The organism is Colwellia sp. BRX8-9, assembly GCF_014077245.1.
Classification (GTDB): Bacteria; Pseudomonadota; Gammaproteobacteria; order Enterobacterales; family Alteromonadaceae; genus Colwellia_A.
On sequence record NZ_JACGVN010000018.1, the window covers coordinates 82311 to 94287 of the forward strand.

General features: G+C 38.5%; 10 protein-coding genes. 2 read left to right on the forward strand and 8 right to left on the reverse strand.

Features of this window, described 5'->3' with window-relative positions; all coding sequences use genetic code 11:
* Positions 1-43: 43 nt before the first annotated feature.
* Complete coding sequence (locus tag H4J70_RS14985; protein ID WP_182213984.1) at positions 44-838, reverse strand: alpha/beta fold hydrolase; 795 nt, start codon at positions 836-838, stop codon at positions 44-46.
* Positions 839-1097: 259 nt separating this feature from the next.
* Here H4J70_RS14985 and H4J70_RS14990 point away from each other — a divergent pair, with 259 nt between their 5' ends.
* A complete protein-coding gene (locus tag H4J70_RS14990; protein ID WP_182213986.1) occupies positions 1098-1376 on the forward strand; it encodes a hypothetical protein in 279 nt (92 codons plus the stop codon).
* A 269-nt stretch (positions 1377-1645) separates the two neighbouring features.
* On the forward strand, positions 1646-2245 hold the full coding sequence (locus H4J70_RS14995) for a Yip1 family protein (RefSeq protein ID WP_182176549.1): 600 nt from the start codon (positions 1646-1648) through the stop codon (positions 2243-2245).
* Positions 2246-2365: 120 nt separating this feature from the next.
* Here H4J70_RS14995 and purF read toward each other — a convergent pair whose 3' ends face one another.
* From purF to H4J70_RS15030, 7 genes are all read right to left on the reverse strand, one after another.
* A complete protein-coding gene (gene purF / locus H4J70_RS15000; protein WP_182213987.1) occupies positions 2366-3883 on the reverse strand; it encodes an amidophosphoribosyltransferase in 1518 nt (505 codons plus the stop codon).
* Between the two features lie 112 nt (positions 3884-3995).
* On the reverse strand, positions 3996-4478 hold the full coding sequence (locus H4J70_RS15005; protein WP_182213989.1) for a CvpA family protein: 483 nt from the start codon (positions 4476-4478) through the stop codon (positions 3996-3998).
* A gap of 158 nt (positions 4479-4636) precedes the next feature.
* Positions 4637-5260: an SPOR domain-containing protein gene (locus H4J70_RS15010; protein ID WP_182213991.1), complete on the reverse strand. Its 624-nt coding sequence runs from the start codon at positions 5258-5260 to the stop codon at positions 4637-4639.
* A gap of 30 nt (positions 5261-5290) precedes the next feature.
* Positions 5291-6583, reverse strand: a complete 1293-nt coding sequence (gene folC, locus H4J70_RS15015) for a bifunctional tetrahydrofolate synthase/dihydrofolate synthase (RefSeq protein ID WP_182213993.1) — start codon at positions 6581-6583, stop codon at positions 5291-5293.
* A 21-nt stretch (positions 6584-6604) separates the two neighbouring features.
* Positions 6605-7465 (reverse strand): acetyl-CoA carboxylase, carboxyltransferase subunit beta, encoded by an 861-nt coding sequence (accD, locus tag H4J70_RS15020; protein WP_182213995.1) that lies wholly within the window; start codon positions 7463-7465, stop codon positions 6605-6607.
* 215 nt (positions 7466-7680) lie between these two features.
* Positions 7681-8463 carry a tRNA pseudouridine(38-40) synthase TruA gene (truA, locus tag H4J70_RS15025; protein WP_070374283.1) on the reverse strand — a complete coding sequence of 261 codons (783 nt, stop codon included), beginning with the start codon at positions 8461-8463 and terminating at the stop codon, positions 7681-7683.
* A gap of 817 nt (positions 8464-9280) precedes the next feature.
* Positions 9281-11977 (reverse strand): FimV/HubP family polar landmark protein (locus H4J70_RS15030; RefSeq protein WP_182251346.1); only part of this gene is annotated, 2697 nt, incomplete at its 5' end.

Below are 11977 nucleotides of genomic sequence, written 5' to 3' on the forward strand. Positions count from 1 at the left end.
GAACAAACATAACTTTGTTCTCAAGGGTTATATATCTATAAAATTAGTGTTGTTGAGCGATAAACTCTAACGAATGTTGATTAAAGAGTTCTGGGTTCTCAACATTGCAGACATGACCACATTTATGAATGGTGTGTAATAAACTGTTTTTATGTTGCTTAACCATTTCCATTACCGGTCCCAAAAACATATGGTCTTCCTTGCCCATAATATAAAGGATAGGTATATCAATTTCTTTCTCTTTGAAATAACGCATCAAGGGGTTCACGTCCATCGCTAACTTAAACCAACGAATAAATTCTTTCTGGCACAAACGTTTAGCTTCACGAACAAATAAGTGTCGAGATTCCTTATGGCGCTTTTTCGGCATCATAATAAAAGCAAATAAACGATACAACCACATGTATGGCAGAAAATGCTTAAAGGTATTTCCCAAATAAACCAAGATATTACTACGAGCATTAAAACGAGTGATAGCGCCACCTAGAACCATACTTGATACATATTGAGGCGCAATTTCAGCTATGTTACGAATGATAATAGTTCCTAAAGAAATACCAACAAAATGTGCACATGTAATATTGTTGTGATCTAAAACATCGATGATATCTTCAGAGACTTTATTAAAGGAGTAATTACTATCAACAAAGGTTTGTACCAGATGGCTGGACTTTCCGTGGCCACGAAGATCAAGTAAGAGCACATTATAAGTTTTTTGATAATCTCTGATCTGACGAAACCAAATTGCCGAACTACCGCCAGCACCATGGACAAAAACAACCCATACTTTACTGGTTTTATGTGGATAAATAGTATGGAAAAGAATTGATTTGCTCATTACTGCAAACACCCTATTACGATGAGTTATACAAACTTAAGAGTAGCTAGTATAGCTAAATTTAAAAAAAATCTCCTAATAAGTTAGCTAATATCCCCCCTTACTAGGCTAATACTTTAATGATGTACTGTCTTAATTGACTATTTTGCGAAAAGATATAATAAAGTTTAGAATAGTTTGTCTTCTTAATAAAAAGCCAATATCAATGGCGCTGCTCTTTTAGGTCCGAGCATTACAACGTCTCTTCAAGGTAATAAAGATGAAAAAGAAAACAGTAAACAGTCTCTTAAAAAAACATGACAAACTTGTTCATAGTGAAAATGTTACTGTCGTCTCTCATGTTCAACGCGAACAAGATGAGTGGTTTATTAATACGGTAATGATAAAAGGCTGTGATGCTCCATTCAAATATAAGCGGAAAAAAGCTTATAAATCACTTAGCAAACAACAAGTGAATATGACCTATTACACAAGCACTGAAATGATTGCTGGCTTTGAGATAGAAGTCATGAATATTGTTAGAATAAAAGTCGCCTGATTTTCCATTAAAACTGACATTTTTAATAGCCCACACTTTTCTTTGAAAGAACAAAATAATATATCACTATATAAACATTTGTTATTTTCGGTATAAAAAGAAGTTATTTGCATTTAATTTAGCTTAATTGCTATTCATCTCTTGACGAAAGCTTCGCCATCTTACATAAATAAGCTATCAATAATAAAAACATTGATCGACACAGACATTTATTAATAAAAAATAAAAAGCAATAAATGTAATTTTGGGGACAGCGAGAGGATTTTATTATGATATTAAATCATATATGGGGATTGTATACTGACCCTAAGAAAGAGTGGCACACAATTGAAAGGCGCCACGAAAGCTTAATGTACAGCATGGTTCATATTTTAACCATAGCGTTAATACCTGCCATTTGTAGTTATTTTGCCGCCGCTCATATTGGTTGGACAATAGGCGTAGGTGATCCAATAAAATTAACTCAGGCAAGCGCAATGACCATGTCTGTCGGCATGTATTTTGGTTTAATCTTTGGTGTTATTGGTTTAGCTTTTTTAATTCAATGGATGGCAAAAACTTTTGATGCTAAGCCAGATTTTACCCAGTCTTTAGAATTAGCCGCTTACACAGCAACACCGTTATTAATGGTTGGCGTAACTGCATTATTTCCTGTTTTATGGTTTGTTGCTTTAGCGGGACTAGCCGCACTTTGTTATTCTGTATATTTACTTTACTCTGGCGTACCCATCATGATGAATATTCCAGAAGAAAAAGGCTTTATTTATTCAAGCTCTGTAGTTACTTGCGGGTTAGTTCTTTTAGTCTCTTTAATGGCATTTAGCGCTATTATGTTAGGTATGGGCTTTGGCTCAGAACATATATCTTAACGCTTTTATTATAAGTATGTATCTTTAGGATTTGATGATAAAAAAACCCGCTTAGTGATAAACTAAGCGGGTTTTTATTTTACTTTATTTTTCTATACTGTCGTTTAGACAAGCCTGATGCTATTCAGCACCTTCATTGTGCATATCGATAATTGAATCAGCATTTTTATCTGAGTCTTCTTTATTCTCATTATTTCTCATCGCATCTAAACGCTCTAAATAGCCCTGAGTAATGTCTTTAGTTATATATTGACCATCGAACACAGATGTCTCGAATTGTTTGATTTCAGGGTTTACACTGCCCACAGCACTAACTAAATCTTCCAAGGTTTGAAAAATAAGTTTATCTGCACCAATTAATTGGCAAATATCGTCTAATTCACGGCCATGAGCAATGAGCTCATTGGCACTTGGCATATCAATACCATAAACATTAGGAAAACGAATTTCTGGAGCGGCTGAGGCAAAATAAACATTTTTTGCCCCCGCAGAGCGAGCCATTTCAATGATTTGTCCAGAAGTAGTACCCCTTACAATAGAGTCATCGACTAACAATACATTTTTACCAGCAAACTCTGTTGTTATCGCATTAAGTTTACGGCGAACTGATTTCTTACGCTGCTCTTGACCCGGCATAATAAAGGTACGGCCAATATAGCGGTTTTTCACAAAACCTTGACGGTATGGGATGCCAAGGTGTCGAGCAATTTCTAAAGCAGTATCACATGATGTTTCTGGAATAGGGATAACAACGTCGATCTCTACGTCTTCCCATTCTTTTGCTATTTTATCACCCAATTTTTTGCCCATTTCAACACGAGAGCCGTAAACAGAAATTTTATCAATCGCTGAATCAGGACGCGCAAAATAAACATATTCAAAAATACACGGGTTGTATGTTGGGTTCTTTGCACATTGCTGGCTATGAATTTGTCCATCTTCAGTGAAATAAATAGCTTCGCCAGGCGCAACATCACGGACAAATTCAAAGTCGTTTGCATCAAGCGCTACCGACTCAGAAGCAATCATATACTCGATACCCGTAGCCGTTTCACGCTTACCAAATACTAGAGGACGGATGCCATTAGGATCACGAAACGCCACCATGCCATGGCCAATAATCAAAGCAACCGTTGCATAGGCACCACGAATACGCTCATGTACATTAGATATTGCAGTAAAAATATCATCAGGTGTTAATTTCAAATTTTCAGTCAATTGTAATTCATGACCGAGAATGTTGAGTAACAATTCAGAATCAGATGTGGTATTTACATGACGACGTGCGACATTAAATAACCACTCTTTTAATTCAATAGCGTTGGTTAAATTACCATTGTGTGCAAGAGAAATACCAAAAGGAGCATTGGCATAAAATGGCTGAGCTTCTGAAGAACTTGAAGTACCTGCGGTTGGGTATCTAATATGACCAATACCCATGTTACCTTGTAATCGCAACATATGACGCGTATGAAACACGTCTTTTACTAAACCATTTCCTTTACGTAGTCTAAAGGTATTGTTGTGAATAGTCACAATACCAGCAGCGTCTTGACCACGATGTTGAAGTACAGTTAATCCGTCATATAATGCTTGACCTACCGATGTTTTACCAACAATGCCAACAATACCACACATGCGTTTATTCTCCACAGAACTAAGTTTAAGGGCGTTTTAATAACATAAACGCTAAGTAAATAAAAATTATACTAATGAACATCAGCCCCATTTTCATGGCACTAAAATAACGTTATTTCAAAAAGCTTGATGAATTCTTTAGGTATTCGAAAAACCATTCAACAATGAGTGTAAACTCGGGGATGAGTTGAGAACTTGCCCACCATGCGGTTGATGACGCTGGCGTAAATGCATCCATAAAGAATAATAATGCGCTGGTAACTAACACGCCACGTAATGCACCAAAAACTAGCCCTAGCAGGCGATCGGTTCCAGACAAGCCTGTTTTACTGACCAATTGACCAATAAGATAATTTACCATAGCGCCAAGAATTAACGTGGTAATAAAAAGAATAGCAATTGCCGCGGCATTACGTAGGACTTGATCGGAAATGTTTGTCAATAAACTAGCAAGATTTACATAGAAGTGGCTGGCAATAAAGAAGGCACTGATCCAGATAACTAGCGAAACTGCTTCTTTGACAAAGCCGCGAACCAAGCTAATTAATGTTGAAATGCCTACAATTGCCAAAATGGCATAGTCTATCCAAACCATAAATTAATCGTTACCAATGAATATTTACCAGCATAATAAGGCGCGCATTCTAACAGAAACGCCCCTTATTTTACCAATGTTTTATTTAAAATAGCCATTGCCATTGAAAGTGCTTAACTACTTTTTACACCGTATTATTGAGCAGTGGTTATAACTTATTATTTTGTTGGGTAAAAACGAGCAATTTTACCTTCAACACCGGTTAATTTTTTCAATGCTGGGATTTTTTTTATCAATGAGTTTTTGATCAGTTCAGGGCCAATGAAAACTTTAATTAATGGGCCGTTTTTTGTTTTTATCGGTTTTGTGAAAGCGGTATAGCCATTATCTTTAAGCTTGAGTAATAATTGTGCAACATTTTTTTTATGACGAAAACTGCCCAGCTGTACTACCCATGCTTGTTGCAACACTGATTTTTCTGGCAAAATATTATCTACTACTTGCTCAGTTAACGCTTTATCGTCTTCTTTCGTCGCCACAGCGTTATTTAAACCCGGGTCACTCTCTGTTTCAGCCGTATCTTTTATTGCTTGTTCAGTCGAAGAGACATCGTCATCTAATGCCGCTTCATCACTCAGTATTTCGTCAGTATTTATAACAATTTTATCTTCAGGAAAGCTTGGTGTGCTCTTAACAAACTCGACCTTAGGCGGAGGTGGAATTTGTTCAAACTCATCTTGATAGGTCTTTTTATTACCGTCTAGTAAGTCTGGCAAAATAATAATAGCAACCGCAGCCACAATAATGGTGCCAACTAAGCGGTTTTGAAAAGGTGTAGACAAATGGAACTCCCAGGCTGCAGTTAATAAAAACTACAGCAATAAACGTCGGACTTCAGCTACGGTGTAAAATGATCCAAACACTAAGATCAAATCTGTTGCTGTTGAATTTTTGTTAGCCATTCTAAATGCCTCAGTGATATTGTCAAAACAATTAGCTGAATCTTCATTTAATAACAATTTTTCAGCTAATTCCTTTGCAGTAGCTCCACGAGGCATAGATAAACTGCCTAAATACCATTGATCAACCAGTGCAGATAATGGTCCAAAGGTGTTAGCAATATCTTTGTCTTTTAACATACCGGTAACCGCATAAAGCTTGTCATACTTTTGCGACTTTAAATACTCAACTAAATAACGTGCTGCTTGAGGATTATGGCCAACATCAAGTAGCACCGGACTGTTTAACGATTTTTTACTGATAAGCTCAGTTCGACCGGCAACTTTTGTTTGGTTTATTAAGGCATTGACACTTTCAGTATTAAAAACAACAGAACAATCATTAAGTAAAGCCAATACCGTTAGTGCCGTTGCTACATTATCTTGAGGTATAAAAGGCTTATTTAAACCATTGATTTGGTACTCGCCAAATGTCCAACACCACAAGGAGTGACAAGTCGGCACTTTGTGCTGTTCAATAGAGAAATCATCGCCTCGCAGACTGACCACGGCTTTAAGTTTTTTAGCATGGGCAAGTACAGATATAGGACAATCGGTATCACCAATAACAACTTTTTGATTCGCACGCATGATACCCGCTTTTTCAAAGCCAATACTTTCGCGATTATCACCTAGGTACGCTTGATGGTCTAAGTCTATCGTGGTTATGACGGCAATATCAGCGTCAATTAAGTTTGTGGCATCTAAACGCCCACCTAAACCTACTTCCAAAATAATAAAAGCAGGTTTTCTTTCCATTAAAACTAAAAATGCGGCTAATGTTGTGTATTCATAATAGGTTAGTGAAATATCACCACGCTGTTGCTCTATTTGCTCAAAGGCGTTGATTAATGATTGACTGTCAACGTCAATATTATTAATACGTAAGCGTTCATTGAACTTTTCAATATGTGGTGAAGAATAAACCGCCACTGTTTTATCATCACCGAGCAAAGCATTTTCAATAAAAGCACAGGTAGTGCCTTTACCATTAGTTCCTGCAACCGTGATCACTTGGGCAAAACTGAAATCAATATTTAATCGCTTAGCCACATGCGAAATGCGTGTGAGCCCCAAGTCGATCTCAGTTAAATGTATTGTTTCTAAATAAGAAAGCCATTGAGCTAGAGACTTACTAGCAAAATGGCTTTTGTTGTTTGTTGGCATAGTGTTGTTGTGAAGCGTTAGTTAAGAAGCGTTAAGGCTTGGATGTCCCATGAATTTAGCTAACATACGAGAAAGCGTACTACGCATTTCACGTCGGTCAACAATAATATCAATAGCACCCTTTTCTTTTAAAAATTCACTTCGCTGAAAACCTTCAGGTAACTTTTCTCGAACAGTTTGTTCAATAACACGTGGACCCGCAAAGCCAATTAATGCTTTAGGCTCTGCAACGTTAATATCGCCGAGCATAGCTAAACTTGCAGATACGCCGCCCATCGTAGGGTCAGTTAATACCGAAACGTAAGGTAAACCTTTTTCGCTCATTTTTGCTAATGCTGCACTCGTTTTTGCCATTTGCATTAATGAAAATAATGCTTCTTGCATACGTGCTCCGCCACTTGCAGAAAAACAAACAAGTGGTAGGTTATGCTCAAGGCAGTATTCAACACCTTTAACAAAACGAGCGCCAACAACTGATGCCATTGAACCACCTAGAAAAGCAAACTCAAACGCAGCAGCAACGATAGGCATACCATTAAGTTCACCTTTCATCACAACCAGTGCATCTTTTTCACCGGTACTTTTTTGTGCAGCGCTTAAGCGGTCTTTATAACGTTTTGAATCTTTGAACTTTAAAATATCCTGTGCTTCAAACTCTTCACCTAATTCAGCGCGATTATTTGCATCTAAAAAGCAATCAATACGTTTGCGTGCTGAGATACGCATATGGTGATCACATTTTGGACAAACAGATAATAATCTATCGAGTTCTGCTTTATAAAGTACTGCATTACAAGAAGTACACTTGCTCCAAACGCCTTCAGGGATATTACGTTTTTGGGTGGTTTTTGCTTTTGGGAGAATTTTTTCTATCCAGCTCATAATTTATTTTTGCCTTCTTTTACCTAATATGTCCATGGGAACATAGGAAAACTTGCCAATATTGGTTTCAAACCTATCAGCAAATTGTTAATTTTTTGAATTAATCTAACTATAACCGACAATTAAAGCACATTTAGCCCTACTATGAATACAAAAAACTGGTCTGTTTTGTTGGAATTAGCAGTTTGTAATTACTCATTCTGTCACTATTTATCTTAAAGTAAAAACAGTGGCCCCAGCGGAGGTTTTGGAATATTGAACTCTTGTGGGTAGTCAACACCAACAAAATACAAACCTGCAGCAGATGCCATCATGCCAGCTACACAACGATTTTTAGCTTCAAGAACTTCCCCCAACCACGCTACTGTTTCTAATTGTTGGCCTATACGCATTAAACTACCCGCAATATTTCTCACCATATGATGTAAAAAAGCATTGCCTTTAACATCAATAATAACAAAATCACCTTGGCGTGAAACATTGCAATGAATCAATGTTCTAACCGGAGAATGCGACTGACAATGAACGGTGCGAAAGGAAGTAAAGTCATGTTTACCCAATAAAGACTGTGCCGCTTGATGCATTAACTTTTCATCAAGTGGATAATGACAGCAGGTTATTCCTTGGCTTAAAATTGCAGATCTTAAACGATTGTTATTAATAACATAGCGATAACGACGTGCTGTGGCGCTAAATCGAGCATGAAAACTGTCGTCAACTTGCTTCACCCAAGACACAGCAATATCACTAGGTAGATTGGTATTTACGCCCAGTGTCCAAGCAACATCTTTACGCACTTTGTCCGTTTCAAAGTGAATAACTTGGTTGGTCGCACTAACACCCGTATCAGTTCTGCCCGCACAAATAACTTCAATTTTTTCATCAGCAATTTTTGATAAAGCTTTTTCTACATTTTGCTGAACACTGACCGCATTTTTTTGTCGTTGCCAACCGTGATAACGGCTTCCATCGTATTCAATACCTAAAGCGTAACGCATCAATAACTCCCGATTATAATGCGCGCATTATCCAATATTTTAAGGTTTATGCCAATCAGGTTCTTTGATTATATAAAAAAATCCCAATAATGGCTTTTATAAAAGCTAAAGTAATTGCGATTGATTAACTCATATAATTGGGCAGTTGCTGAGCATCGCCCTTTGCTACTACATCTTGTAATATTACTTCGGCGTTTTCTATTATTGCGCCTATTTCTATTATATAAAAAAAGCCACAATAGTGGCTTTTATAGAATGAAATAACGTCTCTTGATTAGCTAATATTATCAAGTAGTTGCTGAGCATCAAATTGTTGCTGGGCATCACCCTTTGCTACTACGTCTTGTCATATTACTTCGGCGTTTTCTATTATTGCGCCTATTTCTATTATATAAAAAATTCTTTTATATAAAAAAAGCCACAATAGTGGCTTTTATAGAATGAAATAACGTCTCTTGATTAGCTAATATTATCAAGTAGTTGCTGAGCATCAAATTGTTGCTGGGCATCGCCCTTTGCTACTACATCTTGTCATATTACTTCGGCGTTTTCTATTATTGCGCCTATTTCTATTATATAAAAAAAGCCACAACAGTGGCTTTTATAGAATGAAAATAACGTCTATCGATTAACTAATATTATCAAGTAGTTGCTGAGCATCAAATTGTTGCTGGGCATCGCCCTTTGCTACTACATCTTGTAATATTACTTCGGCGTTTTCTATTATTGCGCCTATTTCTATTATATAAAAAATTTTTTTATATAATAGAAATAGGCGCAACAGTGGCTTTTATAGAATGAAAATAACGTCTATCGATTAACTAATATTATCAAGTAGTTGCTGAGCATCAAATTGTTGCTGGGCATCGCCCTTTGCTACTACGTCTTGTAATATTACTTCGGCGTTTTCGTTATCTCCTATTTCAATATAAACTTTCGCCAAATCTAATTTAGCTGCAATACCGTTATCATCTTCTTCTTCGGCGGCGTTATCACCAGAAAACTCAGGGAACTCATTAAGCCCGACATTAAAGTCAGTTTTATTGTAGGGCTCTTCGTCTTCTGTGTCGCTTAAACTATCTGATAATAAAGAGTCAACAGAGACAAAATCATCTTCATTATCATTGTCAAAATCAACATTTAAATTATTATCACTATCGAGGTCATCACCAATATCTAACACATCATCTAAGTCAACATCGAAATCATCTTCGCTGTCGCCTTCAATGTTAATCTCATCATCGGTATCAGTAGCGTCTAAGTCAATGTCATCAGCATTGAAGTCAGTTGAAAAGTCGAGATCATCTGAAAGTGTTGTCTGATTTTCTTCTTCTATGTTTGCCAATAAGTCATCAAAGTCAACATTATCGAGTGCTTCAATCTCATCAATTTCACTATTGTCATCATCGTCAGAGGTGTTTTCATCGGCTAATAAATCAGCTAATACATCACTATCGGTATAATCAGTTGCTTCTTCTGCCGCTAGTTCATTAACTTGTCCATCAATAAGTATATCGTCACCAATATCTAAATCATCAGCGTTTGAATTGTCACCCTCAGCCACCTCAGCTAAAAGTGCATCTATGTCTAAATCACCTGACAAGTCATTGTTTTTATTGCTATTTTTTTCGTTTGTACTTTCGTCATGGCTTGCATGAGTATCATCAACTAATTCTTCGGTGTCATCTTTAAGTAGCTCACTAAAATCTACCGATAAAAATGGCGCTACGTATTCATTGGTAAAATTATCGATAAGCGCTTTATTTTCATCTTCTGTGGTCTCAGTATCATCTGCAGTTTCATCACCCTGAATATCACCTAATAAACTATCAATATCATCAGGGTCAGTTAACGCTATATTTTCATCTAAGTTATCAGCAGCCATTTCATCAAGAGGATCAATGATATCATCGGCAGTGATAGGTTTTGTCATCTGCTCTGGGGCGGACATTGAATCTAGCAAGGCGTCGATGTCATCAGGATCTGATATTTCAAAATTTTCAGCTTGTTCATTTAATTCAGCAACGGCACTTTCTTTAACCATTGAATCCATCAGTGCGTCGATGTCGTCTGGGTCAGTTAACTCTGCAGTGCTATTATCAGTTGCATCCTCTACTGGTTCTAGCTCAGGCTCTGGTTTTGGCGCTGCGGCGGCCATTGAATCCATCAGTGCATCGATATCATCAGGGTCGGTTAGCTCAGCCGAAGCATCTTCTACTGGCTCAGGCTCAGGTTTTGGCGCTGCGGTGGCCATTGAATCCATCAGTGCATCGATATCATCAGGGTCGGTTAGCTCAGCCGAAGCATCTTCTACTGGCTCAGGCTCAGGTTTTGGCGCTGCGGCGGCCATTGAATCCATCAGTGCATCGATATCATCAGGGTCGGTTAACTCAGCCGAAGCATCTTCTACTGGCTCAGGTTCAGGTTTTGGCGCTGCGGCGGCCATTGAATCCATCAGTGCATCGATATCATCGGGGTCGGTTAACTCAGCCGAAGCATCTTCTACTGGCTCAGGCTCAGATTTTGGCGCTGCGGCGGCCATTGAATCCATCAGTGCGTCGATATCATCGGGGTCGGTTAACTCAGCCGAAGCATCTTCTACTGGCTCAGGCTCAGATTTTGGCGCTGCGGCGGCCATTGAATCCATCAGTGCATCGATATCATCAGGGTCGGTTAACTCAGCCGAAGCATCTTCTACTGGCTCTAGTTCAGATTTTGGCGCTGCGGCGGCCATTGAATCCATCAGTGCATCGATATCATCCGGGTCGGTTAACTCAGCCGAAGCATCTTCTACTGGCTCAGGTTCAGTCTCAGATTTTGGCGCTGCGGCGGCCATTGAATCCATCAGTGCGTCGATATCATCGGGGTCGGTTAACTCAGCAGAAGCATCTTCTACTGGCTCAGGTTCAGTCTCAGGTTTTGGTGCTGCGGCGGCCATTGAATCCATCAGTGCATCGATATCATCGGGGTCGGTTAACTCAGCAGAAGCATCTTCTACTGGCTCAGGTTCAGGCTCAGGTTTTGGTGCTGCGGCGGCCATTGAATCCATCAGTGCATCGATGTCATCGGGGTCGGTTAGCTCAGCAGTACTATCATCAACTGCATCGTCTACGGGTTCTGGCTCAGGTTTTGGCGCTGCGGTGGCCATTGAATCCATTAGTGCATCGATGTCGTCTGGGTCGGTTAGTTCTGTTGCAGCTTCTTCATGTACAGATTCAATTGCCTCTAAAGCACTATCGTCGTCTTCGTCGCCAATGTCGTTTAATAGGTCATTCAATAAATCTTGATCTAATTCACCACCTTCTAATGCTTCGCCTGGCAGCTCTTCTTTACTTTCATTGTTATTAATTTGGTCTTTATCCGCTGGAACGTCGTCATCATCGTCATCAAGACCTGAAAGTAAGGAATCTAAGTCGCTTTGGTCTAACTCACCACCTTCTAACTCGTCGCTATCAAGTGATATGTCTTCTAAATCATCTAAATCATCGAGTCCGTCCAAGTCATCTAGATCATC